A 26,936-nucleotide genomic window follows, 5' to 3' on the forward strand; every position below is an offset into this window, starting at 1 on the left:
GGAGACCGGCCATGACCCTTCTCATCGCCGAGGCCCACGCCCGCGCCCGCGCGCCGGAGCGGCTGATCGAGCAGTTCCGGGAGCACATGGTCGGCCATGGCCTGGACGTGGCGGGCCCCGTCAGGGATTCCCGCGTGGCCTTTCCCGGCTGCGTCGCGCTGCTGCGCCTGGCGGAGGGCGGGATCGCCCTGCGGATCGAGGCGGATACGCCGGACTGGCTGGCGGACGCCAAGAACATCGTCTCCGGCCACCTGGATTCCTTCTGCCCGGACGAGGCGCTGGGCATCGTCTGGCGCGGCCACGGTGCGGTAGGGGACGATGCACGCCCGCACAACTTCCGCGCCCTGCGCGTGGCGGCCGTGGAGGAGGTGACGCCCCGCATGCGCCGCCTGCGGCTGGAGGGGCAGGACATCGCCCGCTACGCCGGCCTGGGGCAGATGCACGTGAAAATCCTAATCCCGCCCAAGGGGGAGGAGCCGGTCTGGCCGACCGTCAGCCCCAGCGGCCAGCCGGTGATGGATGCCAGCCTGCGCCGCCGCACCTACACCATCCGCCGGATCGATCCCGCAGTCGGCTGGATGGAGATTGACTTCGTGGTGCACGGGGATGAGGGGCCGGGCTCCGCCTTCGCCCTGCGCGCCGAGCCCGGGGACCTGATGGGCGTCATGGGCCCGGGTGGCGGCGGCATCGGCTGGGAGGGCTGGGCGCTGGTGGCCGGCGACGAGACGGCCCTGCCCGCCATCGGCCGCGCGCTGGAGGCCTTGCCGGCCGGGGCGCGGGGGCTGGCGCTGATCGAGGTGGCCGATGCCGGGGAGAGGCAGGCGATCGCCCATCCGCCGGGCGTGGAGGTCCGCTGGCTCTACCGCGACGGGGCGCATTACGGCACCCGCCTGCTGGCAGAGGTCCGCGCCGCCACCCTGCCCGCGGGCGTCGCCGTCACCTGCTGGGCGGCCTGCGAGAACACCGCCGCCCGCGCCATCCGGGAGCATTGGGGAGAGGCCTGCGGGTTGCCGCGCAGCCGCTTCCGCGCCGTTTCCTACTGGCGGCACGGGGTGGGCGACGGGGAGGGCTGAACCCGCCCCGCCGCCGGTCCGGCGTCAGCCGACGCCGAGCAGTTCCACGTCGAAGACGAGGGTCGCGTTGGGCGGGATCACCCCGCCGGCGCCGCGCGCGCCGTAGCCCATCTCCGGCGGCAGGGTCAGGGTGCGCTGGCCGCCCACCTTCATGCCCTTCACGCCCTCATCCCAGCCGCGGATCACGTGGCCGGCGCCGAGGGGGAAGGAGAAGGGCTCGCCCCGGTCGCGGGAGCTGTCGAACTTGCGGCCCTTGTTCTCGGGCTTGGACGGGTCGTGCAGCCAGCCGGTGTAGTGCACCGTGACCTCCTTGCCGGTCACGGCCTCGTCGCCCGTGCCGGGCTTGCGGTCCTCGATCATGCCTGTGGTTCCCTGGTGGAAGGCGGGGGTTCTAGCCGGGGCAGTCCCAGCGGCCAAATCAGGCCGCGACTGCCACATCCGCCGCGACTTCCGCCAGGATGGCGTAGGAGCGCTTGCGGGCCTCGATGTCGTGGATATGCCCGGTGAGCATCAGCTCGTCCGCGCCGGTCCGCTCGATCAGGTCGTGCAATCCCTTCCGCACGGCATCCGGCCCGCCGACGATGGTGCAGGACAGGCTGTTGTCCAGCATGCGCTGCGCATAGGGGTCCAGGCTCTCGTAGAACCCCTCCTTCGGCCGCGGCAGCTTGCCGGGCTGGCCGGTGCGGAGGTTCACGAAGGATTGCTGGTGAGAGGAGAAGAGGAAGCGCGCCTCCTCATCCGTTGGCGCCGCGTGCAGGTTTGCGCCGACCATGACATGCGGCTTCTCCAGGTACTCGGAGGGCCGGAAGCGCTCCCGGTAGATGGCAATGGCGTCGTGCAGGGCGGCCGGGGCGAAATGGGACGCGAAGGCGTAGGGCAGGCCGAGCGCCGCCGCGAGCTGCGCGCCGTAGGTGGAGGAGCCGAGAATCCAGAAGGACATCTCCAGCCCCGCACCGGGCACGGCCTGCACGCGCTGGCCGGGCTGGGCCGGGCGGAAATAGGACATCAGCTCCATGACGTCCTGCGGGAAGGAGTCCACGTCGCCCTGCAGGGTCCGGCGCAGGGCATGGGCGGTGATCTGGTCCGTGCCCGGTGCGCGGCCGAGGCCGAGATCTACCCGGCCGGGGTAGAGGGCGGCGAGGGTCCCGAACTGCTCCGCGACCGTCAGCGGCGCGTGGTTCGGCAGCATGATGCCGCCCGCCCCGAAGCGGATGCGGGTGGTGCCCTGCGCCACATGGGCCAGGGACACGGCCGTGGCCGCGCTGGCGATGCCGGGCATGTTGTGGTGCTCGGCCATCCAGTAACGGTTGTAGCCGAGCGCCTCGGCGTGGCGCGCCAGCTCGGCCGAGTTGCGCAGCGCCTGGCCGGCGTCATGCCCCTCGGGGATGGGGGAGAGGTCGAGGACGGAGAGCGGGATCATGCCGGACATATGGTGCGCCCCTCTCAGGAGAAGAACCGGTTGGCAGGACGGGGCAGGCCGAGATTTTCCCGGAGCGTCCGGCCCTCATACTCCGTGCGGTGCAACCCGCGCCGCTGCAGCTCCGGCACCACCTTCTGGCAGAAGTCGTCCAGCCCCTCCGGCAGGTAGGGGAACATCATGTTGAAGCCGTCGCAGGCGCCGGTTTCCAGCCATTCCTGCATCTGGTCCGCGATCTGCGCGGGGGTGCCGACCATGGCGGCGCCGGCATAACCGCCCAGTCGCTGGGCCAGCTGGCACACGGTGAGGTTCTCCCGCCGGGCGATGCCGATGGCGCGCTCCCGCCCGCTCTTGCTGGCGTTCGTCTCCGGGATCTCCTCCGGCAGGGGGGCATCCGGGTCGAAGCGGCTGGCATCGGTGCCGAGGGCGACGGAGAGGGAGGCGATGGCGCTGTCATAGTGCACGCGGCTGTCCAGCAGGGCGCGCTTGTCCCGCGCCTCCGCCTCGCTCTCCCCCACAACCACGAAGCAACCGGGCATGACGAGGAGGTGGTCCGGGTTCCGGCCGGCCTTCGCCGTGCGGGCCTTCACGTCCGCGTAGAAGGATCGTGCCTCCTCAATCGGGCCGCCGGCGGCGAAGATCATCTCCGCCGTCTCCGCCGCAAGCTGGCGCCCGTCATCGGAGGCGCCGGCCTGCACGATCACCGGCCAGCCCTGGACCGGCCGCGCCACGTTCAGCGGGCCGCGGACGGAGAAGTGCTCCCCCTTGTGGCCGAGGACGTGCATCTTCTCCGGGTCAAAATAGACGCCCTGGTCCACGTCCCGGATGAAGGCGTCGTCGGCCCAGCTGTCCCAAAGCCCTTCCACCACGTCGATGAACTCGTGGGCGCGGCGGTAGCGGGCGGCGTGCTCCCAGTGCTCCTCCCGCCCGAAGTTCTGCGCCTCCGCCGGGTTACCCGAGGTGACCACGTTCCAGCCAGCACGGCCGTTGCTGACGTGGTCCAGCGAGGCGAACTTCCGGGCGATGTGCCAGGGCTCGTTATAGGTGGTGGATGCGGTGGCGATGAGGCCGAGATGCTCCGTCACCATGGCCAGGGCCGGCAGGAGCGTCATCGGGTCGAAGCTGGTCACGGTGGCGCTGCGCTTCAGGGCTTGGATCGGCATGTTCAGGACGGCCTGGTGATCGGCCATGAAGAAAGCATCGAAGCGCGCCGCCTCCAGCGCCTTCGCGAAGCGGACGAGGTGCTGGAGGTTGAAGTTGGCGTCGGGGAAGGCGCCGGGATAGCGCCAGGCGGCCGTGTGGATGCTGACCGGGCGCATGAAGGCACCCAGGCGAAGGCGACGTCGGGACATCAGGACTCAATCCACGTTTATTCTTCGTGTATTTATATGATGCCCGACGTCCTGCGGTGCAAGGCGGCTCTCAGAACCGGTTCTGGAGCCGTACCAGCACCCGCGTCTCGTCGAAATCGGCCGCCTTGTCGTAGCGCAGGCTGCCGATGAGGTTGAGGTCGGGGGTGATGGCCCAGTCCACCTCCGCCCGCACGCCGCCCACGAAGCCGCTTTGCGTCTGGCCGGCGTAGAAGGCGGTGGCGGGTGTGGTGGTGCCGGCGCTGGAGGTGGCCAGGGCTTCCGCCTGGGCCTGCAGGCCGGCATCCCCAGGGAAGAAGGGCGCCCGGTCCTCGCGGTAGCGCGCCCAGCCGGCGGTGCCACCGATCCGGTAGGCCACGTTGCCCATGCGGCCCCGCCAGTCCACCGGCACGTTGAAGGCCATGTACTGCTGCGGGCTGAAGTAGCCGCCATGGCCGAGAGTGAAGTAGCGGAGGTTCTTGTCGTAGCTGAAGTAGACGAGGTCGAGCCCGCCCGTCAGCTCGCCCGCCGTGTTCCGGAACAGGGGCAGGGAAAGGCCTGCCCCCGCCTCGTACCGGGTGTTGCTCTGCACGTTCTCGCCCTGGAAGGTGGCGTAGCCGCCGCCGGCATAGGCGTAGCCGCGCCCGATCGGCACCTCCAGCTGCGCGCGGCCGCCGGTGCGGACCACCGGGCCCATGGTGATGCCCGTGCGGTCGTCCACCGCGCCCGCCCAGGAGAGGAGGCTGTCCGTCACCGCCCGCCTTTCGCCGGCGACGCGGATGCGGAGATTGTCGGTGAGGGAGGGCGAGATCTCGATCCCGCCGACCACGTTGGTGCGGCGGAAGCCCAGCGGGGTGGTGCCGACATCGAGCTTCAGCCAGTCCCGCCGCACGTAGTTCAGCGCGAGCGCCACGCCGGAGGCGCTGGTGTCGCGCGCCGCGGCGAGGTTGGCGGCATCGGCCGTGATGTTGGTGTTCAGCGCGTTGGTGCCGTAGCGGCGCAGCGACTGCACGCTGGCCGACGGCGTGCCGGAATCGATGGTGACGGGCTGGACGGAGGCCGCGAGCCGCCCGCCGAGCGCGCCGGGCGAGACCTCCGCCTGGAAGGTGGCGCCCAGCTCCGTCAGCCGGTCCAGCCCCTGGTCGCCGGAGCGGACGCGGCCCGTGGCGGCGCCGAATGCCACCGTGGCCGTCTCGCTCCGCAGCGCCTCCGCCTCGGTCTGGATCTGGCGGAGCACGGGGTCGGCGGGGCCGGCGGAGGCAACCGTCGTGCCCCCGATGCCGATGCTGCTCCCGGCGCGGGCGAAGGGGTTGGCCAGGCCCTGCATCTGCATCGCGGCAGGGGCCGGGGCGGCGGCGCGGGTGCTGCCGATTTCCGCGCTGCGGAACGCGGCGGCCTGCTCCAGCGCGTTGCGGGCGCGCGCCTCGTCCCCGGCCGCACGGGCCACCCGCACCTCCAGCAGGGCCACGCGAGAATCGCGGGGGTTGGCGGATTGAGCCCCGGCCAGCAGGGACTCGGCGCGCTCCCGGTCGCCGATGGCGAGGGATGCCTCGATGGCGCCGCGCCGGGCCTCCAGGTTGCGCGGGTCGCGCATCAGCACGGCCTCGGCCACGCGCAGCGCCTCCTCCGGCCGCCGGGCGCCGAGGTAGAGGCGGGAGAGGGCGAGGTTGGCGTCGCCGTTGCCGGGATCGCTGGCCAGGACCGGGCGCAGCCGCTCGAAGGCGTCGGCCTGGTCCCCGGACTCGTTCAGCCGGTCCGCGCCGCGGATGGCGGCGCCGGCGCGGATGGCGGCGAGGTCGCGCCGCTGCTCCGCCGTGGCGCCGGCCGCGTCCGCCTGGGCGGCCAGCGCCGTCGCCTCTGCATCCAGCCCGGCGCCGAGCAGCGCGCCCGCGATGGCGATGCGCGCTGCGGTGCCGGATGCCTCGCGATTGGCGAGGGCGGTGCGCGCGGCCTCCGTGGCGCCGGCGCGGTCGTTGGCATCCCCGAAGGCGCGAATCACCGCGGCGGCGGTGCTGCCGGTGGGATCGGGCCGGGCGGCCAGCGCGAGCAGACGCGCCCGCCCCTCATAGGGGCTGAGCTGGAGGGAGGCGGCGGCGGCCTGTACCTCCCGCTGGCCGCGCACGCGGGCGGCGAGGCGGGCCATGTCCGGGCTGCGCCGGTTCGGCGGCACCCGGGCCAGCAGGGCGTCGGCGTCGGCGAAGCGGTTGTCCTCCTCCGCGAGCAGGGCGGCGGCGAAGGCTGCGTCCGGGTTGGTGCTGCGGGCGGCGAGCTCTTCCACCGTCGCGCGGGCCTCGGCGTTGCGGCCCTGGCGGCGCAGGGCGCGGGCGAGGTCCAGCCGCGTCCAGGGATCCTCCGGCGAAGCGGCGACGGCGTTGCGGAGGATGGCGGCGGCCGCGGCCGGGTCGGAGACCCGCGCCGCCTCCGCCCGATAGGAATTGCCTTCCGCCGTGGCGGTTTGCGGCGCGGCCGGTGCGCGCGGGGCGGCCGGCGCGGCCGGGCGCGGGGTGGCGAAGGCGGGGGCGCGGCCCTGGGCGCGGAGCGCGGCGTTCAGCCCCTGCTGCGCTGGCTGAAAGCCCGGGCGGCGGCCGAGCGCGGCGCGGAAGCGCTGTTCCGCCCCCTGCGGGTCGCCGCGGCGGAGTGCCAGCTCGCCCAGCACCACCTCGGCGTCGGAGCGGTCGTCCACCTGGCGCATGGCGGCACGGCGGGCCGCGGCGTCGGCCCCCTCCAGGTCGTTGCGGCGCAGCCGGGACTGCGCCTCCGCCAGGTCTGTGGAGTAGGAGGCGGCGTCCAGGGCGCGCTGCCATTGCGCGGCCCGGTCCGGGGCGGCGGCCACGGCGCGCTCCAGCAGGCGCCGGGCCTCGGGCTGGTTGCCCTGGCGCAGGCGGACGATGCCGAGGCCCCCCAGCGCATCGGCGTCGTTCGGATTGGCGGCGAGGACCGCCTCGAACCCCCGCGCGGCATCGGCATTGCCGGCATTGCCGCCGGCCTCGAGCCGGGAGAAGGCGGACTGGCGCGTGGCGGCGTTGGGATCGGCCGGGGCGGCGGCGGGCTGGGCACGCAGCGCCTCCAGCCGGCGGCGAAGCTCCGCGTCGTCGGGGTAGCGCTGCAGGTAGGCCTCGACCAGCGGGGCGGCCGCCGGGTCATTCCCCGCATAGCCGATGGCCGCGCGCCAGGACTGCCTCGCCTCCTGGCCCACCTCCGGCCGGTCGACCAGCTCGGCCAGGCGGCGGATGCCGTCGGCGCGGGTGTTGGCGGCATAGGTGAGGGACTGGGCGTAGGCGAGGCGTGAGCGGTCCGTGGCGGTGGGGCGACCGGAGAGCTGCGCCAGCCCGCGCTGCCCTTCCGCGCGCCCCGCCTCCGTGCCGGACAGGGTCTGGTAGTATTCCAGGGCGTAGGGGTCGGGCGGCGGCTGGCCGCCGAAGACCTGGCGGTAGCGCTGGGCGGCAGCCTCCGTGCGGCCGTCCCGCGCCAGGCGGCGCGCCTCCTCGATCGCGGCCCGGTCCACCGTGGCGCTGCGCACGGCGGTCTCGGCCTGGCTCTGCTGCTCGGGCGTGGCGCCCGTGGTGCGGAGGCGGGCGAGGTAGGCGTCGGCGGCGCCGCGGTTGCCCCGCGCCACCTCCAGCTTCGCCGCCACGGCGAGGACAGCGGGGTTGTTCGGCTCGGCGGCGAGCGCCCGCTCCACCGCGGGCCCGGCCAGTTCCACCCGGTCCTGGGCCAGCCAGCGCTCGGCCTGCCGGACCAGAACGTCGACGGCTCCGGGCACCGGCCCGGGCTGCCCGGAGGCGACCGGCGTGACCTGCGCCAGGGCCGGCCCGGTCCAGGCGGAGAGGGCGAGGGCCATGCCGAGCGCGGCCCGGCCCTTGCTGCGTCGCATCGCCTTCATGTCAGTGTCCCCTCGGCGTACGGGCCCGCAGGCGCATCGCGGCACGGCGGCGCAGCAACCAGTAGAAGGGCAGGCCGAGCAGCAGCGCGCCCGCCAGCATCAGCCCGGCCACGCGCCAGGGGCTGCTCCCCAGCCAAAGATAGGGAAGAACCCAGAACGGAGGGTTACCGACGGCGTAGGTGGCCGCCGTGCGGTAGCCCGCCGCCCCGCCCGCATTGAGGACGACAAGGTCGCCCTGGACCCGCGCGGAGCCTTCCGGGCTGCGCAGGGTGGAGACCACGCCCGACAGCGCCGCGGGCGTCGCGCCCAGCACCGCCACCACGGACTTGCCGGCGGCGAGCGGGCTCTCCGTGCCCACCAGCACCGCCGCGCCCTCGCCCATCTCGGTGAGGGCGGTGGAGGCGCGGGTGATCTCGTCGGAGCCCGGGCGGTCCAGGAAGAGGGCGCGGAAATCGGCCAGTGCGTCCGGCGCCGCGATCGTCAGCCGATCGTTCTGGACGGAGACGGCGCTGTCCCGCAGCAGGGTGGCGGCGGCGGGCTGGCGACCCAGCGTGCCCATGAGCAGCAGGTCCTGCCCCGCAGCCGTTTGCAGCGTGGCGGGGAAGACGACGTTGAGGCCCGTGGCGGGCAGCCCGACATTCGCCGCGAGCATCCCGATCAGGTCGAGGAAGGCGCCCGCCTCCAGCGTGTTCGGCCGCTCAGGCAGAACCGCGGCCGTGCCGGAGAGATCGGCCATGCGGGTGAAGGGATAGCCGGCGGAGGCGAAGAAGTTGAGGCTGGGCAGCCGCGCGTAGCGCCAGGCCTTCGAGACGTCGATCGTGCTGTCCGGGTCCACGGCGGCGCGGATGTCGCCGGGCACGGCCGTGCACTCGCCGCGGTTCAGCGGGCGCATGTCGAAGCGCATCTGCAGCTCCTCCCGCCCGAAGAGGAGATAGGTCGGGACCATCGCCCGGCCGTGGCGCACCGCCTCGTCGCCCAGCAGCCAGCCGCTGAGGAGATTCAGCGGCCAGATCCGCTCCCCGGAGCCGAGCGGGAAGGAGCGGAGGTAGTTCTCGGAGACGAGCACGTCGAGGCGGGAGGCCGCCACGTCCACCGCCTGCCCATTCGGGGCGCGGAAGTTGATGTTGGCCGGAATGCCCCGGTCCGCCCAGGTGTAGAGGTCGGGCGCGGTGCGCAGCGGCACGCGGATGGTGCCGGGGGCGTAGCCGTAGGCCTGCATCTCCGTGCGATCGATGAGGGAGCCGAACTGCACGGGGCGGTCCGGCGGCAGCCAGCGCGGCGCGTCGTAAGGCGCGCGGGCCGGCAGGTTGGGGGCGGAGACGCGGGCCAGGTCGCCGCCGATCCCGCCGCGCCCGGCGGCCAGCGCCAGGGCCGCCTGCGCCACCTCCTGCTCCGACCGGCCGCCGAGGACGAGCAGCGTGCCGAAGGGATCGGTGGGGTTGGCGACCATGGCGAGGGTCGGGCCCTCGAAGCGCGGCAGGGGAAGGCCGGGGACGGCATCGGGCCCCGCCGCGATCACCACCGCATTGCCCGTGGCGGGCGCGGAGCGGTCTACGGGGAAGCTGGCGCCGCGGTAGTCCGCCTGCACCGCGAACCAGGAGGCGGCGATGGCCGCGGCGCGGAGACCCTGCGCGCCGCTCTCCGCGGGGATGACGAAGGGAAGGGTCAGCGCACGGCGCAGAACGCGGCGGTCGAAGAGCGGCTCCGGCAGGCGGGCGAGGTCGCGCTGGGGCTGCAGGCGCTCGATCGTCAGCTGCAGCGTCGAGAGGTCGGAGATGTTGGCGTAGAGCAAGCCGGAGAGCGGGTCGTTGCACTCCGTCGCGTAGCGGCCGGCGAAGCGGAAGTTCAGCCGGTTTACCTCCGCGAAGTTCACGGGGTCGATGTCGAAGGAGAGCGGGCCGAAGGCCTGGCGCGCGGGATCGAGCGTGATGTTGCCGACGAACTGCTCGTTCAGCGTGATGGCGATCTGGCTGAGCGAGGGGAGGAGGGAGGCCGATGACCCGCCCTGAACGGTGAGGCGCGCGGCCGTCACCACCTCGTCCCGCGAGAGGCCGAAGAGAACGCCCTGCAGTTCGGAGACGCCGCTGAAGCGCATCGGGCCGGTCAGGCCGAGGTCGCGGAAGGTCAGCCGCGCCTCGCGCCGGGATCCCGGCGGCGCCGGGGCGGCGGCGGGCGGGGCCGCGGGCGCCGCCTGGGGGGCGGCCAGCTGGGGCGTGCCCTGCTGGGCTGTGACGGAGGGCGGGGGCGCCGGCTGCGCGGCCGGGGCCGTCGCCGGGGCAGGGATCGGCGGCGGGGTGAAGCTCGGCGGCGTCACGTCGGGCCGGGCGGGGCTCGGGGCCTGCGCCGTGCGCGGGGCGGGCTGGGCGTCCGCCACCGCCGGCAGCAGCAGCGCCAGGAGTCCGATCGCCGCTGCCGTGGTCTCGCGCAGGCCAGCCGCCTGCGTCTGCTGCTTGGGCCGCACCACGTCGGACTTCCGGATCTGCTCGACCGGCACAGGCTTGCTCACGCGGCTGGGCTCTTTCGTCATCTTGAAGCGGTACTTGCGGAACACGGCGTCCTTCGTGGCCATCACCACGTCCTTCAGGGCGCGAAGGGGCTGGTCCTTCGGCCAGTGGTCCCAGTGCACCCAGGCGTCCGGGCGGCCGAAGAACACGCGGACCATCGCGGCCTCATCGACCACGTTCTCGATATGGAAACGCAGGAAGGCCTGGCCCTCCTCCCAGTGCAGGAGGGTGGCGTGCACCGGCACCCTCTCGTCGCCTAGGTCGAAGCAGACCTCGCACTGGTCGCCGTCCGCGATGCCCAGCGGGCGGTCCAGCAGGAGGCGCGCGCCGGACATGGAGATGTCGGAGGAGTGGGCGGCGACGCGGCGCCCGTCGGAGAGGACCAGCTCGGCGGGCAGGTTCACGTCCACGCGGGCCCGGTCACGCATCTGCTCACGTTCTAGCCCGACCGCGACGGCCGCCGAGACGGGGACGAGGCAGAGGGTGGTCCAGAGCGTGTTCAGCAGATAGGCCTGGAAGTCCAGCGAGCCCGCCTCCGTCGTGAGCGTGCCGTAGAGGCCGATGCTGACGCCTGCGACGAGGCAGCCGAGCAGGATCAGGTTCGGCAGCACTGCGCGCACGTCGAGGTAGCCCACCTCCAGCCGCCCGCCCTTGTCCGTCACGTTGAACTTGCCCTTGCGTGGGTCCCAGAGCGTGGCGAGCGTCACGAGGACGAGCGGCGCCGCCATGCAGGCCTCGTAGATCTCGGACCAGAAGGAGTGGCGGTTGTGCCCGTTCAGGCGCGAGGCCGTGCCGAAGGCGTGGAACATGTGGCTGCCGGCATAGGCGATGATGGCGAGCGGGGAGGCCGCGATGATGTTCTGCCCGAAGAAGAGGAAGGCCAGCGGAGAGGTGAGGAAGACGATGCGGGGCAGCGCGAAGAGGAAGGAGAAGCCCGCGGTGAAGTAGCAGAGCCGCTGCGCCCAGGTGAGGCCGGCGGCGAAGGGCGTGTTCTCCTGCCGGAGGATCTGGATCATGCCGCGCGCCCAGCGCATGCGCTGGCCGATATGGATGGACAGGCGCTCCGTCGCCAGGCCGGCCGCCAGCGGCAGGCGGATATAGGCGGTGTGCCAGCCCTTCTGCTGCATGAGCAGGGAGCAGTGGCAGTCCTCCGTCACCGTCTGGTGCGGCACGCCGCCCACCTCCATCAGCGCGGTCCGGCGGATCAGGGCGCAGGAGCCGCAGAAGAAAGCGGCGTTCCACAGATCGTTGCCGGGCTGGATGGCGCCGTAGAAGAGCAGTCCCTCGTTCGGCACGGGGCGGCTGCGCGCAAGGTTCCGCTCGAAGGGGTCGGGCGAGTAGAAGTAGTGCGGCGTCTGCACCATCGCCAGCCGCTGATCCCGCACCAGCCAGCCGGCCGTCATCTGCAGGAAGGCGCGGGTGGGCGCGTGGTCGCAGTCGAAGATGGCGATGTACTCGCCATCCGTGTGGCGCAGCGCGTGGTTGATGTTGCCGGCCTTCGCGCCCTTGTTGTCCGGGCGGATGATGTAGCCGCAACCCACCTCCTCGCAGAACTGGCGGAACTCCGGGCGGCGGCCGTCATCCAGCACGTAGATGTTCAGCTTGTCCCGCGGCCAGTCGATGTTCATGCAGGCCAGCACGGTCGGCCGCACGATCTCCAGGCTCTCGTTGTAGCTCGGCACGTAGACGTCCACGCTCGGCCAGTCCGCGGGATCCGCCGGCAGGCGGGTGGGCTTGCGGTTCAGCGGGTAGGTGAGCTGCACGTAGGAGAGGAAGAGCAGCGAGCCCGCGTAGCACTCCGCCAGGAAGAGGCCGAGCGAGAGGAGGCCCTGGAAGAGGTTGTCGAACTCGATCGTCTCGCTCACCCGCCACCAGAGGTAGCGCGAGGTGATGGCGAAGGAGAGCAGCACCAGAAGCACCGTGGCGCGGCGCGACTTCGAGCGGTTGATGAGCAGGAAGGCGGCTATGCCCAGCAGGGTGAGCACCGCCTGCTGGTCGCCGTTCAGCGGCACGGTGATGACGAAGAGGACGGCGAGCGCGCCGAGCAGGATGCTCGCGATCCGGAGTGCCCGCCCGAGCAGGGGCAGCCGGTCGGTCGTGGCGGTCATCCGCATCGCGGTCATCGACGCAGCCCCCAATGGGTCAGCACGGAGTGTCCGCCCGCGGACATCGCCGGGGGCAGGGTGAGGCGGCCGAGGATGCCCTCGGTCAGGAGCGAGAGGTCTTCGGCGGCCCGGCTGCCCGGGATCTCCACGGGCAGCCGGCGGTCGGCCAGCGCCTCCGCCACGCCGGAGTCGCGGGCGACGACGCCGACGAGCCGCGCACCCATCACCGCCTGCGCGCAGTCCAGCACGGCAGTCGAGAGCGGCGATTCCAGATCCACCTGGTTCAGCACGAGCAGGGCGCGCTCCGCCGCCCGCAAGGCCAGGGTGCCGCGGCCGAGGAAGCGGCCATCGGCGATCTGGGGAATGAGGGAGGCGCTGCCGCCATCGGGCAGCAGCACGACGACGGAGAGGTCGATCAGCGGCATGATGGCCGAGAGCGCGGGGGAGGGGCCGGGCGGGCTGTCCACGATCAGCAGGCGGTGCGGGTCGGCCAGCATCTCGCGCACCGGCTCGGCCAGTACTTCCGGCCGGTCCATGACCAAGCGCGCCAGCTCCAGCGCGCGGCGCGGCTCCACCTCGCCGTGCGGCAGCAGGTCGACGCCGTATGGCGTGTGGCGGACGGCCGCGCGCCAGGCGGTGCCGCTGCCGATCTCCGCCAGGAATCCCGCCTCGTCCCGAACGGGCATGCCGAGATGGACCCGCAGCGCGTTCTGCGGATCGAGGTCCAGGCTCAGGACCTCGTGTCCGCGCGCCGCCAGCAGCGCAGCGACATTGGCGGCGATGGTGGTCTTCCCCACGCCCCCCTTGGGCGAGACGAAGGCGATGAGCGGCACTAGGCGGCTCCTCCGGGGGTGGGGCGCCGGCGGACGCGCAGGCGCGGCGGGGATGTTGGCGAGGGCGGACCGTCGGCACTCCCCCGGTCCGTGGCCGGAGAGGCCTGCGTCCCCGCGACCCGTGCCGTGATTTCATCCAGCAGGGCGAAGCGACGGGTGGTCTGCGTGGCGCCGGCCTGGGGAGGAGGTGTCAGGTCGGCCACCGGTCGGCGGAGGGGGGCGACGCGCGGATCCGGGGCCATTGGAGGCTGCGGCGGGGCGGGCGGCGGAGCCGGTAGGATCTCCACCGCTGCCCGCGCCGGTGGCCGCGCTTCCGGCATCCGCGCCTCCGGTGCCCGGATAAGGCCCGGGCGGACAGGACGGGCTGGGCGCAAGGCGGCTCGCGCCAGGACCGGCGTGGCCTCCGCCGGCCGGGGAGGCGGGACAGCGAGCTGTTGCGGAGGAGGTAGTGGGGCCGCCGGAGGGGGTGGCGGAGGCGGTGTGCTCTCGATCGGAGACGTCGCCTCCTGTCTCGGAGCCTCTCGTGCCTGCAGGCCGTGGCGGAGGGGGCGGGACATGCGCAGGGTGGCCCGTGCCGGAACCGGCATCGGCTCCGGGAGCGGGACAGCCGGCAGAACCGGCGCCGCGGAGGGCTGCTGCGCGGGCTCCTGTCGGAACTGCTGGGCGGGGATGTCGGCCTGCGGCGCCGCCCAGTGCGGTTGCACGTCGGAGATGGCCGGTTCGGAGGCGGCGGGCTCAGGCGCGTCGACGTCGGACGATTCGGGAACGGACGGCGGCGCGGGCGGCTCGATCCGAACCGGTGCATAGCGCAGATAGGGAAAGCTGCTCAGGCCGCAGGCACGCAGGAGGCGGTCGATCGGCTCGTGCACGCGGTCGGAAACCCCCGTTGCGTTTTGCTGCGGCAAGGATAGAGCTTGTTCCCGTTCGCGGGAAGGGCCAGGGAGATCTTCTACCATGACGGGTGTCGGGCCGATGGCCACACCGTGGCTTCGCCCACCCCAGTTCCGGGAACCGAGGTTCCGAACGATCTTACCCCAGAGAAACAATCGTGCGCGATCAAGTCAAAGGCCGGGCCGAATAAAGCGTTCGTCAGTCGTCGCACTTTATGAGATTTGGAACGTTCTCGTCCGGCTTTTTGCATGTTATGCGCTCTGAACTCCGGAGATGACGTGGAACAGGACTCCAGCATGAATGAGGCCGCGTTGCGGAGGAGCATGGCCGCCGCCATCCGCACCGTCCTCGAGGAAGGGCTCCGAAAGACGGATGATCCTGTCCACTATCTCCGCTCGGCGGCGGAGGAGGTCCGGCAGCTCGTCGACCTCTTTGAGCAGGGCGGGCCGGAAAGCCGCACGGACGGCGCGCTGATCCGCGCCATCCTGGCGGATGAGGTGGAAGCCGCCGCCCAGGAGATGATCCGCCGGCTGCACCACTAGGAGTCGTCCGCGGCGACGCCCCAGATGTCGGCAGCGTATTCGCGAATCGTCCGGTCGGAGGAGAACCATCCGACCTGGGCGGTGTTGAGCACGGCCGAGCGCCACCAGGACTCCGGCTGCGACCAGCGCGACGCCACGTCGCGCTGCCGGGTGTTGTACGAATCGAAATCCGCGGTGACGAGATACCTGTCGTCGTGCATCAGCCCTTCCACCAGGCCGCGGTAGCGGCCGGGTTCCCCGGGGGAGAAGACGCCGGAGGCGATGGCATCCAGCGCCCCGCGCAACTCGGGGGAGGCTGCGGCGGCCGCCCGCGCGTCGTAGCCGGCCCGCTTGCGCTCCATCACCTCCTCCGCCGTCAGGCCGAAGATGAAGATGTTGTCGCGCCCGACCCGCTCATCGATCTCCACGTTCGCGCCGTCCAGCGTGCCGATCGTCAGCGCGCCGTTGAGGGCCAGCTTCATGTTGCCGGTGCCGGATGCCTCCAGCCCTGCTGTCGAGATCTGCTCCGACAGGTCGGCGGCGGGGATGATCCCCTCCGCCAAGCTGACGTTGTAGTTCGGGATGAAGGCGACCTTCAGCAGGCCGCGCAGCGTGGGATCGTCGTTCACCACCGCGGCCACGTCGTTTGCCAGGCGGATGATGTCCTTCGCCTTGTGGTAGCTCGGTGCCGCCTTGCCCGCGAAGATCTTCACCCGCGGCACCCAGCTCGCGGTCGGGCGGGCGCGCATGGCGTTGTAAAGCGCGACCGTCTGCACGATGTTGAGGAGCTGGCGCTTGTACTCGTGGATGCGCTTGATCTGGACGTCGAACAGGGCGTCAGGGTCCACGCGCAGCCCGATCCGGCCGGCGATAAGGCTGGCCAGCCGCTCCTTCGCGGCGCGGCGCTGGGCCGCGAACTTCTGCTGGAAGGCGGCATCATCCGCCAGCGGCACCAGGTCGGCCAGCCGGTTCGGGTCGTCCAGCACGGCAGGCCCGATCGCATCGACCAGCAGCCGCGTCAGCCCGGGGTTCGCCCGGTGCAGCCAGCGGCGGAAGGTGATGCCGTTGGTCTTGTTGGTGATGCGGTCGCCGCAGACCTGGTTTAGGTCGGCGAAGACCGTGTCCCGCATGAGCTGGGAGTGCAGCGCCGAGACGCCGTTGATCCGGTGCGACCCGACGAAGGCCAGGTGCCCCATCCGCACCCGCCGCCCGTGCCGCTCGTCGATGAGGGAGACGGCGGAGAGCAGCATGTCGTCCGCGCCGCCCGTGCGGGCGCGGTCCAGGTGCCGGGCGTTAATGAGGTAGATGATCTGCATGTGCCGGGGCAGCACGCGCTCCATCATCGGAACGGCCCAGGTCTCCAGCGCCTCGGGCAGCAGGGTGTGGTTGGTGTAGGAGAAGACTGCCTGCGTGACCGTCCAGGCGGCATCCCACTCCATGCCGTGCAGGTCCACCAGCAGCCGCATCAGCTCCGCGACGCCGATCGCCGGGTGCGTGTCGTTCAGCTGGACGGCGATGTGCTCCGCCAGGTTCGACAGGTCGGCGTGGTTGGAGAGGTGGCGGCGAAGGATGTCCTGCAGCGACGCAGAGGCGAAGAAATACTCCTGCCGCAGGCGCAGCTCCTGCCCCGCCTCCGACTCGTCGCCGGGATAGAGCACGCGGGAGATCGCTTCCGCCCGCATGCGCGCGGACTGCGAGCCGACATGGTCGCCGCGGTTGAAATCACCGAGCTGCAGCGGGTCCGTCGCGCGGGCGGACCAGAGGCGCAGCGTGTTCACCCGCTTACCGCGCCAGCCCACCACCGGCGTGTCGTAGGCCAGGGCATTCACGATCTCCCCGGCGTGCCAGATCATGCGGGTGGAGCCGTCCACCGAGACCTCGGATCGCACATGGCCGCCAAACCGCACCTCGTAGACGAGGCCGGAGCGCTCGAACTCCCAGGGATTGCCGAGCGCCAGCCAGTCCTCCGGCACCTCGTGCTGGATGCCGCCGGCGATCACCTGCCGGAACAGGCCGTTCTCGTAGCGGATTCCGTAGCCGTAGGCGGGGACGTCGACGCTCGCCATGCTCTCCATGAAGCAGGCGGCGAGGCGACCCAGGCCACCATTGCCCAGTGCCGCGTCCGCTTCCTGCCCCGCCACCGTGTCGAGATCGACGCCCAGCCCTTCCAGGGCCCGCCGGGCCGTCTCGGTCAGGCCGAGATTGCCGAGCGCGTCCGAGAGCAGCCGGCCGATGAGGAACTCCATCGAGAGATAGCAGACGCCCTTGCGGTCATCCGAACGGGTCTGGTCGTTGGAGCGGCGCCAGTCGTCCACAATATGGTCGCGCGCGGCGAGGGCCGTGGCGATGAACCAGTCGCGCGGGCTGGCCCGCTCCGGCCGCCCCCCTACCTGATAGACGAGCTTCGCGAGGATGCTGTCCCGAAACGCCTTCACGGCGGCCTCGTCCGGGGCGTCGAATCCGGCAGGCAAGCCTGGCGCGGGAAGGGGACTGTCGTTCATCGGCCGTCCTGTTCCGAGAGAAGGTCCTGAGTGTATCAGAATCGATTTCGTGAGGCGAAAAACTTGCCGGAAATTCGCGCTAAGCGCGAATCTTTGACCGGGTTAGATCAACCCTCGGTAAATGCCGGCGTAGCGGGCCGCCGACCGCTCCCAGCCGACCGGCGCGCGCATCGCATTGGCCTGGACGGTCTTCCAGGCATCCTGGTCGGCCCAAAGGGAGGCGAGACGGGCGAGGCCCCCTTCGAGGGCCGCCGCCGTGGTGGGGGCGAATTGCAGGCCGGTCCCGACGCCGGAGGCGAGCGCGGCCTCGTTCGCGTCAATGACGGTATCAGCAAGACCCCCGACTCGGGCGACCACCGGCAGCGCTCCGTAGCGCAGGGCGCAGAGCTGGGTCAGGCCGCAGGGCTCGAACCGGGAGGGGACGAGCAGTGCGTCGCATCCCGCCTGGATCAAATGGGCCAAGCCTTCGTCATAGCCGATTCGCACGGCCACGCGGCCGGGGTGGGCGGCAGCGGCGGCGCGGAACCCGGCCTCCAGCGCCGGCTCTCCCGCGCCCAGCACCGCCAGCCGCATGCCGTGTCCCAGCAGCGCCGGCAGGCAGGCCAGGAGGAGGTCCATGCCCTTCTGGCCGGTCAGGCGGCTCACCACGCCCAGCACCAGGGCGCCCGGATCGTCCTCCAGGCCCATCCGGGTGCGCAGGCCGGTCCGGCTGGCCTCCCGGCCCTCCGGCCGGGCGGCGTCGAAGGGGGCGGGCAGGTGGGGATCGGCCGCGGGATTCCAGGCGGCCTCGTCGATGCCGTTCAGGATGCCGTGCATCGCCCGCGCCCGCGCCCGAATCAGCCCGTCCAGGCCCATCCCTTCCTCCGGCGTCGCGATTTCCCGCGCATAGGTGGGGGAGACGGTGGTGATGCGGTCCGCCAGGCGCAGCCCCGCCTTAAGGGCGCCGATCCCGCCGAAGAACTCCACCCCTTCGATGTCGAAGGCGGCGGGCGGCAGGCGCAGGGTGTTCAGCAGATAGGCCGGCGCCCAGCCCTGGAAGGCCAGGTTGTGGACGGTGAAAACCGTGCCGGGCCGCGGGCTCCCTCCGTAACGCAGGTAGGCCGCGGTCAGCCCGGCCTGCCAGTCATGCCCGTGCACCACCGCGGGCGCCCAGTCCGGCAGGGCGCCGCGCCCAATCGCCGCCGCCACCCAGGACAGGGCGGCGAAGCGCTGCGGGTTGTCCGGCCAGTCCCGCCCCTGCGAATCGGCGTAAGGGCCGCCCGGGCGGTCGTAGAGGTGGGGCGCGTCCAGGACCAGCAGGTCCAGCCCGGCATGCCGAGCCGCCAGCACCCGGGCCGGGCCGCCGAACAGCTCGTCGAAGCCGTGGACGGCTTCCGCCCCCTGCAGCCGGCCCAGCACGGCCGGGTAGCCTGGCAGAAGGGTCCGCACCCCGACCGATTCGGACGCCAGGGCCAGCGGCAGCGCGCCGACCACGTCGGCGAGGCCGCCCGTCTTGACGAGCGGGAAGCACTCGGAGGCGACGGAGAGGACGGGGAGGGTCATGGCGGCACAACATGGCCCGAGCACCCTACCAGCGCACGGGGATGAGAAGCGTCTCGGTGCGGCCCAGGCGGCGCCGCAGCGTCACCGGCAGGGTCCAGCTGCGCGTGCCCGTGTCGTAGCTCGGCGGCTCCTCGGCCAGGGCGCGGCAACGCAGCCTTCGGGCCAGCGCCTCGGCCACTGCGTCCCAGCGATCGGCGCCGCGGGGAACCGGCTCCCGGTGCTCCACGCCGTCGAAGGTGTAGAAGATAAGCCCCTGCGGCGGCGCGGTGCCGGCCGACGGGCTCGTACTCTCCATCAGCAGGCAAGGCCTCCTCTCTCTCGATGGAGGCCGAGGCTACGGAGCAAGTACTAACAGAGTGATGAACGGGGAGTCGGTAGGGGAGGGACACCGGCCTCAGCCCGACAGGGCGTCGATCATGGGCTGGGTGATGAGGCAGACACCCCCCGCCGAGCGCCGGAACCGCCGCTCATCCTCCTCCGGATCCTCGCCCACCACCAGGCCGTCCGGCAGGGCGACGCCGCTGTCCACCACCACCTTCTTCAGCCGCACGTGGCGGCCCACCACCACGCCGGGCAGCAGGACCGCGCCCTCGATCTCACCGTAGGAGCGGACGCGGGTGTTGGGAAAGAGAAGGGAGCGGCGCACATGGCTGCCGGAGATGATGCAGCCGCCGGAGACGAGCGAGTCCACGGCCATGCCGCGCCGCCCGTCGTCGTCCAGCACGAACTTCGCGGGCGGCGTCACCTCGGCATAGGTCCAGATCGGCCAGTCGCGGTCGTAGAGGTCGAGGGCGGGGACCACGTCCGTCAGGTCGATATTCGCCTGCCAGTAGGCGTCAACCGTGCCGACGTCGCGCCAGTAGGCCTCGGCCTGCTCGCTGCTGCGGACGCAGGAATCCTGGAAGCGGTGCGCCACCGCCGTCCCGCGCGCGACGAGGGCGGGGATGATGTCCTTGCCGAAGTCGCGGTCGGAGCCGGGGGTGGCGGCGTCGCGCCGCAGCTCCTCCGCCAGCAGCTTCGTCTCGAACACGTAGATGCCCATGGAGGCGAGGGCCACCTCCGGCTGCCCGGGGATGGAGGGCGGGTCCTTCGGCTTCTCGAGGAAGGAGACGATCCGGTCTTCCTCGTCCACGTGCATCACGCCGAAGGCGCTGGCCTCCATGCGCGGCACCTCGATGCAGGCCACGGTGACGTCGGCGCCGGATTCGCAGTGGCGCTGCAGCATCACCTCGTAGTCCATCTTGTAGACATGGTCCCCGGCCAGGATGACCATGTAGCGGGGCCCGTAGCTCTCGATGATGTCGAGGTTCTGGTACACGGCGTCCGCGGTGCCGGCGTACCACTCCGTCTCCGAGACGCGCTGGCTCGCCGGCAGGATGTCGAAGCTCTCGTTCCGCTCCGGGCGCAGGAAGTTCCAGCCGCGCTGCATGTGGCGGATCAGGCTGTGCGCCTTGTACTGCGTGGCCACGCCGATGCGTCGGATGCCGGAGTTGATGGCGTTGGACAGGGCGAAGTCGATGATGCGGGACTTCGCGCCGAAGAACACGGCGGGCTTGGCCCGCCGGTCCGTCAGCTCCATCAGGCGGGAGCCCCGCCCGCCGGCCAGGACATAGGCCATGGCATGACGCGCCAGGGGCCCGGAGTTGACCGGCCTCGATGACATGCTTTCTCGCCCCCGTGCGACTTTCCCGGACTATGGCATCTTTCGGGCATCCCGGAACGGGGGTGGCCGGGCAAGGCGGACACGGACGCGCGATTCACCGCGGGGGAGGGCACGCCCGGCCAAGCCCGCCGCTGCGTGCGGCGGGCGGCGCGCGTCAGATCGGCTCGCCCGCGCCGGTGCCGTTGCGCGGCGTGGGGAAGGTCCACTCCTCGCCGCGCGGGGTCGAAACGTATTCCGGCCAGCGCAGGTCCACCGGCGGGTCGAAATCCGCCGGCAGCAGCGGCCCCACCCATTCCGTGCCGCCCACGCCGCCGCCGGTGCGGTCCCGGAACTCGGCCTGGCAGGCCTCCAGCGCGCCGGGCTTCGTCGCCAGGTCCACCATGGTCAGCGCCATGGTGCGGCCCGCCACGAACATCCCGGGATCGACCGCTGCCGGCAGGCCGCCGAGCGCGAGGTAGGACCAGTTCGGATAGGCGTAGCCGGGGGAGGGGGCGCGCAGGCGGGGCCGCGCGGCCAGCAGGCGCACCGTCGGGCAGTGCCAGGAATATTCCACGTAGTCGTCGGCGCTGAGATGCGTCTGCCAGCCGGCGAGGGTGCGGCGCAGGCCCTTGTCGTTCTCCTCCGGCGTGGTCAGCGTCGTCACCGTCGGGATGAAGGGGTTCTGCATCGGCTCCAGGCCGAGGTTCTTCTGGATCTCCCGGCCGAAGGCCAGCGCCTCCTCGGAATAGGTGGGGGCGCCCACGGCCTGCAGGTTCTCCCAGGTCAGCGCCGTCAGCGCCGTATTGGGCAGGCCCACGCGCGTCTTTGTCACCCAGCGCACATAGGCCTTGCAGCCCGTCGCCATCGCGGCCGACCGCGCGTTGTTCGCCAGAACGCGCCAGATCTGTTCCTGGATGGCGAGGGAGGAGGAGCGCCAGGAGTACTGGATTTGGCTGAAGCGCGGCGCCAGGTTGTCCGATGTCGCGCCGCCATCGCCGAGGACGAACTCGTTCAGCGTCCAGGACCCGCTGTGCGGGAACATCGCCTCCTTCGTGTACTTCGTCGTCGTGTACATCAGGCACATCGCGTCCAGCGAACCCGGGCAGCGCGCCACGGCATGCGCGGCCTGGGTGGGCATGAGCGAGGGATCGACCCAGCCCTCGGGGTTGTCGCACTCGAAGGTGATCACGGCGCTCCAGTAGGCGCCGAAATGGATGTCGCCCGTCACCGTGTTGCTGGGCCAGGGGTGCCAGACCACAGCGGCGTCCAGCCCGTCGAAATAGCCCTTCGCGGCATGGATGGGCTTCGATCCGCAGACCTTCTCCGCCGGTTCCCCGAAGAGCTTCAGCCTGGCCTTCACCCCGTGCTGCGCGAAGGCGGCCTTGGTGGCGAGCATGGCGGTGAGGGAGGCGGTGCCGAGCACGGAGTGCGGGTCCGTGTGCCCCGCGGTGTAGGGGTGCAGCCCCTCGCGCGGCGCGGGATAGGGAACGACCTGCTGCGAGTTGCCGGGCACCGCATCGTACTCGGAGAAGCCGGCGAGCACCGGGCCGGAGTCGCCCCAGCGCGCGGCGAAGGCGGTCGGCATCTCGCCGGAGCCCTCCTCCACCGTGAAGCCCTCCTCACGCAGGATCTCGGCATAGGCGGCCATGGAGCGGTACTCGCGCCAGGCAGGCTCCGCATAGCCCCAGATCCGCTCGTTGAAGGCCGAGAGGCGGGCCTCGTTCCGCGTGATCCAATCCAGCGCGGATTGGCGGACGGCATTCGGATCGGACATCACGGCTCCTCTCGGCGCGCCGGGAATCGCGGCGCGGCGGGAGCCTAGATCGGGATCGCCGGAGGCGGAATCGCCCGGGAGAGCAATTCCCGCGCTCAGTCGGCGCAGCGCGCCTCTGTCACGGTGCAGGTCAGGCCGCGGCCGCGCTGGGAGCAGGCCGAGAGCGCCTGGCGCTCCGCCTCCTCGCGGGTCGCGCCCGTGCCGCTCGTCGCGGCCATCACCGTGTAGGTGCTGGAATGGGCCGTCATCACCACCGCGTTGTTGGAGCGGAGCGCGTGGGCCACGGCGGCGCAGCGCGCCGTGAAGTCGCCGGCCATGCGGCAATCGGCGCCGGTGCCGCTCTTGCAGGCGGCTTCCGCCTGCCGGTGCGCCACCGCGCGGTCCCCGACGCCAACCGCCAGCCCGAAGCTGCGGGAGGGCGCGGCGGCGAGGTAGACCGCCCCATAGGACCCGCGCCCGGTGCGGCGGGCCGGCGTGGCGGGTGCGGAGACCGGCACTAGGCCCGGCTCGGCCGCCTGCGCCGCCATGAGGGAGCCGAAGAGGGAGGTGGACGGGGCGGGCGGAGCCGCGGCGACGGCCGTCACCGGTGCGCCGCCTGGTGCCCGACGGCCCCGCGCCGCCTCCCGCTGCACGGGCTTCGTCTCGGCCGGGCGCTGCGCCTGCGCCACCCGCGTGAGCGCGCGATTGCTCCCGGGAAGCTGGGTCCAGGGCGTCTGCGGGGTCGGCATGGCCATGGTGCCGGAAATGTTCGCCCGGCCCAGCGCCGCGGAGCGGGCGGCGCAGCGGACGAGGCAGGCCTGGATGACCGTGGTGTTCTGCGCACGGTCGGCGAAGGGCGCGGCGCACTCGGTGCGGCAGAAGGGGCTGTCCTGGGCCGAGGCGCCGTGCGGGAGGAACCCCAGGGCCATCGCCAGCACAAGGCCCGGTGCGTTCCGCAGCAGCGCCAACACCCCCTGCATCCCCCATGTCCCGGCACGACCCCACCCCGTGTTTCCGGCTTGGGCTGAGTGGGCGCGGCCCGGATTCGTGCTACGCTTCGTCTGCCATGCCGAGGGCTCCGACCGCAACCATTCCGCGCAGCCCCTCGCCACGGCCCGCCCGCCCGGCGAAGGGAGCCCCGAAGGGGGTCAGGGCGTCACCCGCGAAGGTGGCGCCGGCGAGCGCGACCACTGCTCAGCTCCGGCGGCGACTGGCCGGGCGCCTCCTCGGCTGGGCCGTCATGGCGGCCATCTGGGGCGGCCTCGCCCTCGGCGTCCTGCTGCTGGTCTTCGCCTGGGACCTGCCCCGGCCGGAGGAGGCGCTGGAGACGACGCGCCGGCCCTCCGTGACGCTGGAGGCCGCCGATGGCCGCCTTCTTTCCACCAGCGGCGACCTCTACGGAGAGACGGTGCGGCTGCGGGACGTGCCGGTGCACCTGCCCACTGCCCTGCTGGCGATCGAGGACCGGCGCTTCCGCGACCATTTCGGGCTGGATCCCGTCGGGCTGCTCCGCGCCGCCTGGGTGAACCTCACCAGCGGCCGGGTGTCCCAGGGCGGATCGACCCTGACGCAGCAGTTGGCGAAGAACCTGTTCCTCACGCCCGAGAGGTCCTTCCGGCGCAAGGTGCAGGAGGCGATGCTGGCCCTGTGGCTGGAGAGCCGCTTCACGAAGGACCAGCTGCTGGAGATCTACCTCAACCGCGTCTATCTCGGCGGTGGCGCCTACGGGGTGGATGCGGCCGCACGTCTCTACTTCGGCGTGCCGGCCCGGCGTTTGGCGATCTGGCAGTCCGCGGTGCTGATGGGGCTGCCCAAGGCCCCCTCCCGCTACAACCCGCGGGCCAATCCACAGGCAGCGGCGGATCGCGGGGCGGAGGTGCTGCGGGCCATGGCCGCCACCGGTGCCCTGACGGAGGCGCAGGCGAATGCGGAGGCCGAGCGCATCGCCTTCCCCCCGCGCCCGTCCCGCGATGCCGGCTGGTTCGCGGACTGGGTGAACGACGACCTCGCCGCGCGCTTCCCCGGCTCCGCGGACCTCACGCTCCGCACCACGCTGGACCTGCGCGTGCAGGCCCTGGTGGAGGCGAAACTGGAGACGCTGCTGGCCGGACCCGGCGCCGCCGCGGAGGTAGGGCAGGGAGCCGTGGTGGTGATGGACGTGGCCACGGGGGCCGTGCGCGCCATGGCGGGTGGCCGGGACTATCGCCGCAGCAGCTTCAACCGGGCCGTCTCCGCGCGGCGGCAGCCGGGTTCCGTCTTCAAGCCCTTCGTCTATCTCGCGGCCCTGGAACACGGGCTCTCCCCGGATTCCACCGTTTCGGACGGGCCGCTCACCCTCGGCCGCTGGTCCCCGGGCAATGGCGGCTGGCGCCCGCGCGGCGACCTGCCGCTGGAGGAGGCGCTGGCCCACAGCGTCAACACCGCCGCCGTGCGGGTGCTGGTGCGGGGCGGCGGACCGAAGGAGGCGGCGGCGGTCGCCCGCCGGCTGGGGCTGACCGGGCCCTTCCCGAACGACGCCACCATCGCGCTCGGCACGGGGGAGGCGAGCCTGCTGGAGCTGACCGCCGCCTATGCCGCCATCGCCAATGGCGGGATGCGCGTGGTGCCCAACGGCATCGCCTCGGCCCGGGCGGAGCGCCGCGCCCTGCCTTCCGGTGAGCCCGCCCCGATCCGGGTGCTGCAGGCCGAGGACGCGCTGGCAATGCGGCGCATGATGGAGGCCGTGGTCAACCGCGGCTCCGGCAGGGCCGCCGGCGTGCCGGGCCGCAACGTCGCGGGCAAGACGGGTACCACGCAGGACTTCCGGGACGCCTGGTTCATCGGCTTCACCGGAGGGACGGTCATCGGTGTCTGGCTCGGCAATGACGATGCCACGCCCATGGACGACGTGCGCGGCGGCACCCTGCCGGCCCGCCTGTTCCACGACATCCTGGAGGGATTGCCGCGATGACAGGACCGAGTGACCGGGTGGGCCCGGGACAGGATGGGAATGGTGCCTCCCCTGCCGAGCAGGCCATGGCCCTGTTGATGCGGCCGGTGCGTCACGCCGTGAACAACCTCTCCATGGTCCTCACCGCCAACCTCGATTCCGCCCTGCCGCGGCTGCCGGAAGGCGGGGTGGTGACCCGCCAGGTCACGCGCGCCCGGGACGCCGCGCTGGAGTACGACGCGCTGGCCCGCGGCTTCCTCGCGCTGGGCCGGGAGGAGGGGGTCCGCCCGGCGCCGGCCGGGAGGATCCTGCAGGAGCTCATCCCCCTATTGACCCTGGCCGCCGGCGGGCCGGTGGAACTCCGCATCCTCGGCCAGGCCGTGGTGCAGCGGCGCTCCCCCCTGCTGGAGGGCGCGTTGATCCTGGCGGCCTCGGGGGGTGCCGGCCTGCCACCGGGGCCGCGCCCGGCGATCCGCCTGGACGGGGCGAGGCTGACCCTGGCCTGGCCCCTGCCTTCCGCGGCCTGGGCCGCGCTGGAGGAGCTGGGCGCGGTGCTGGAACCGGTGAGCGAGGGCGTGGCCGTCACCCTTCCGGCGGGCTGATCCCCTCCGGGCCGGTCTGCGGCACGGGGCTTGCTGTGCCTGCCGCGTGATGTGGAATGATGCCGTCCTGCCGCCCGGACCGGGTGGGTTGAGCCCTTCCGGCGAGGAATGGACGTTCGCGCGACGGAAGGCTAAGGGGCGGCGGCCCTGCGGTCCGCGCAATCCCGCGTTGATCCAGGCACAACCCTGGCGCAGCATGACGTCTGGGTGAGTCCCAATTGAGACTGAGTCCGAACAAGAGTTCTGGGAGAATGGAATGAGCATGCAGCCCTTGCGGCGCGTGATGTCCGGCCTGAAGGGTGGCCTCCTTGGCGCCCTGGCCGTGACCGTGGTGGGTGCCCTTCCGGCCGCCGCCCAGGCCCCGGCCGCCGGCAGCGCCGCGACCCTGGACGCGATCAAGGCGCGCGGCACTCTTGTCTGCGGCGTGAACACCGGCCTCGCCGGCTTCGCCCAGCCGAACAGCCAGGGCGTGTGGCAGGGCTTCGACGTGGAGTACTGCCGCGCCATCGCCGCGGCGATCTTCAATGACCCGAACAAGGTCCGCTACGTGCCGACCACGGCGCAGAGCCGCTTCACCGCGCTGCAGTCCGGCGAGATCGACCTGCTGGCCCGCAACACGACCTGGACGCTGTCGCGCGACACCTCGCTCGGCCTCGACTTCACGGGCGTCAACTTCTTCGACGGCCAGGGCTTCATGGTGAAGACCTCGACCGGCGTGAAGACCGCCAAGGAGCTGAACGGCGCCACCATCTGCGTCCAGCCCGGCACCACGACCGAGCAGAACCTGACGGACTGGGCCCGCGCCAACAACGTGCAGTTCACCCCCGTTGTGATCGAGCGCCTGGAGGAGCTGGTGGGCGCCTATGCCGCCGGCCGCTGCGACGCCTACACCACGGACGTCTCCGGCCTGGCCGCCACCCGCTCCAGCCAGCCCAACCCCGCCGAGCACACGATCCTGCCGGACGTGATCTCGAAGGAGCCGCTCGGCCCGCTGGTGCGCCACGGCGACCAGCGCTACGCCGATCTCGTGCGCTGGGTGCACTACGCCCTCGTCGCCTCCGAGGAGCTGGGGATCACCCAGGCCAACGTGGCGCAGATGGCCGCGAACGACACCCGCCCCGAGGTGCAGCGCATGCTCGGCAAGAACGGCGGCCTCGGCCAGATGCTCGGCGTCTCGAACGAGTGGGTCGTGAACGTCATCAAGGCGACTGGCAACTACGGCGAGATCTTCGCCCGTCACCTGCAGCCGATCGGCATCCAGCGCGGCCCGAACGCGCTCTGGACCACGCCGGGGGGCCAGCAGTACGCGATGCCCTTCCGCTGATCCCGATCGCCGCGGGGGCCTTCCGGGACCCCCGCGGCACGCTTCAAGAATAAGAAGACAGACGAGG

17 protein-coding genes are annotated in these 26,936 nt (G+C 72.2%); 5 read left to right on the forward strand and 12 right to left on the reverse strand.

The window, feature by feature from the left end:
- The first annotated feature begins 11 nt into the window (after positions 1-11).
- Positions 12-1,073 carry a siderophore-interacting protein gene (locus J5Y10_RS17775; RefSeq protein ID WP_209375381.1) on the forward strand — a complete coding sequence of 354 codons (1,062 nt, stop codon included), beginning with the start codon at positions 12-14 and terminating at the stop codon, positions 1,071-1,073.
- Between the two features lie 24 nt (positions 1,074-1,097).
- Here J5Y10_RS17775 and J5Y10_RS17780 read toward each other — a convergent pair whose 3' ends face one another.
- The 6 genes from J5Y10_RS17780 to J5Y10_RS17805 form a co-directional block, all read right to left on the reverse strand.
- The gene (locus tag J5Y10_RS17780; RefSeq protein ID WP_209375382.1) at positions 1,098-1,433 is read right to left on the reverse strand and encodes an FKBP-type peptidyl-prolyl cis-trans isomerase; all 336 of its coding nucleotides are present in this window, start codon (positions 1,431-1,433) and stop codon (positions 1,098-1,100) included.
- A 58-nt stretch (positions 1,434-1,491) separates the two neighbouring features.
- Complete coding sequence (locus J5Y10_RS17785; protein ID WP_209375456.1) at positions 1,492-2,493, reverse strand: LLM class flavin-dependent oxidoreductase; 1,002 nt, start codon at positions 2,491-2,493, stop codon at positions 1,492-1,494.
- Positions 2,494-2,516: 23 nt separating this feature from the next.
- A complete protein-coding gene (locus J5Y10_RS17790) occupies positions 2,517-3,842 on the reverse strand; it encodes an LLM class flavin-dependent oxidoreductase (RefSeq protein WP_209375383.1) in 1,326 nt (441 codons plus the stop codon).
- A gap of 70 nt (positions 3,843-3,912) precedes the next feature.
- A complete protein-coding gene (locus tag J5Y10_RS17795; RefSeq protein ID WP_209375384.1) occupies positions 3,913-7,722 on the reverse strand; it encodes a cellulose biosynthesis protein BcsC in 3,810 nt (1,269 codons plus the stop codon).
- Between the two features lies 1 nt (position 7,723).
- On the reverse strand, positions 7,724-12,334 hold the full coding sequence (gene bcsA, locus J5Y10_RS17800) for a UDP-forming cellulose synthase catalytic subunit (RefSeq protein WP_209375385.1): 4,611 nt from the start codon (positions 12,332-12,334) through the stop codon (positions 7,724-7,726).
- 11 nt (positions 12,335-12,345) lie between these two features.
- Positions 12,346-13,164 (reverse strand): cellulose synthase operon protein YhjQ/BcsQ, encoded by an 819-nt coding sequence (locus J5Y10_RS17805; protein WP_342452953.1) that lies wholly within the window; start codon positions 13,162-13,164, stop codon positions 12,346-12,348.
- Positions 13,165-14,333: 1,169 nt separating this feature from the next.
- On the opposite strand from J5Y10_RS17805, the gene J5Y10_RS17810 reads away from it, so the two are divergent.
- Positions 14,334-14,597, forward strand: a complete 264-nt coding sequence (locus J5Y10_RS17810; protein WP_209375386.1) for a hypothetical protein — start codon at positions 14,334-14,336, stop codon at positions 14,595-14,597.
- Here J5Y10_RS17810 and J5Y10_RS17815 read toward each other — a convergent pair.
- The 6 genes from J5Y10_RS17815 to J5Y10_RS17840 form a co-directional block, all read right to left on the reverse strand.
- A complete protein-coding gene (locus J5Y10_RS17815) occupies positions 14,594-17,077 on the reverse strand; it encodes a glycogen/starch/alpha-glucan phosphorylase (RefSeq protein ID WP_209375387.1) in 2,484 nt (827 codons plus the stop codon). The genes J5Y10_RS17810 and J5Y10_RS17815 overlap by 4 nt on opposite strands.
- A gap of 102 nt (positions 17,078-17,179) precedes the next feature.
- Positions 17,180-18,619 (reverse strand): glycogen synthase GlgA, encoded by a 1,440-nt coding sequence (glgA, locus tag J5Y10_RS17820; protein ID WP_209375388.1) that lies wholly within the window; start codon positions 18,617-18,619, stop codon positions 17,180-17,182.
- 25 nt (positions 18,620-18,644) lie between these two features.
- Entirely contained in the window at positions 18,645-18,914 is a 270-nt protein-coding gene (locus J5Y10_RS17825; protein WP_209375389.1) for a hypothetical protein, read from the reverse strand.
- Between the two features lie 99 nt (positions 18,915-19,013).
- Positions 19,014-20,282, reverse strand: a complete 1,269-nt coding sequence (glgC, locus tag J5Y10_RS17830) for a glucose-1-phosphate adenylyltransferase (protein ID WP_209375390.1) — start codon at positions 20,280-20,282, stop codon at positions 19,014-19,016.
- Between the two features lie 154 nt (positions 20,283-20,436).
- The gene (locus J5Y10_RS17835) at positions 20,437-22,035 is read right to left on the reverse strand and encodes a zinc-binding metallopeptidase family protein (protein WP_209375391.1); all 1,599 of its coding nucleotides are present in this window, start codon (positions 22,033-22,035) and stop codon (positions 20,437-20,439) included.
- Between the two features lie 95 nt (positions 22,036-22,130).
- Positions 22,131-22,994, reverse strand: a complete 864-nt coding sequence (locus tag J5Y10_RS17840) for a DUF4189 domain-containing protein (protein WP_209375392.1) — start codon at positions 22,992-22,994, stop codon at positions 22,131-22,133.
- A gap of 188 nt (positions 22,995-23,182) precedes the next feature.
- Between J5Y10_RS17840 and J5Y10_RS17845 the strand changes: the two genes are divergently transcribed.
- The 3 genes from J5Y10_RS17845 (at position 23,183) to J5Y10_RS17855 (ending at position 26,869) form a co-directional block, all read left to right on the forward strand.
- Positions 23,183-24,964, forward strand: coding sequence for a transglycosylase domain-containing protein (locus J5Y10_RS17845; protein WP_342452954.1), 1,782 nt, complete (start codon positions 23,183-23,185; stop codon positions 24,962-24,964).
- On the forward strand, positions 24,961-25,545 hold the full coding sequence (locus tag J5Y10_RS17850; RefSeq protein ID WP_209375393.1) for a hypothetical protein: 585 nt from the start codon (positions 24,961-24,963) through the stop codon (positions 25,543-25,545). The genes J5Y10_RS17845 and J5Y10_RS17850 overlap by 4 nt, the downstream gene beginning before the upstream one ends.
- 256 nt (positions 25,546-25,801) lie before the next feature.
- Positions 25,802-26,869, forward strand: a complete 1,068-nt coding sequence (locus J5Y10_RS17855; RefSeq protein ID WP_408901589.1) for an amino acid ABC transporter substrate-binding protein — start codon at positions 25,802-25,804, stop codon at positions 26,867-26,869.
- The last annotated feature ends 67 nt before the right edge of the window (positions 26,870-26,936 follow it).

It is taken from the genome of Roseomonas indoligenes (assembly GCF_017813365.1).
Lineage (GTDB): Bacteria > Pseudomonadota > Alphaproteobacteria > Acetobacterales > Acetobacteraceae > Roseomonas > Roseomonas indoligenes.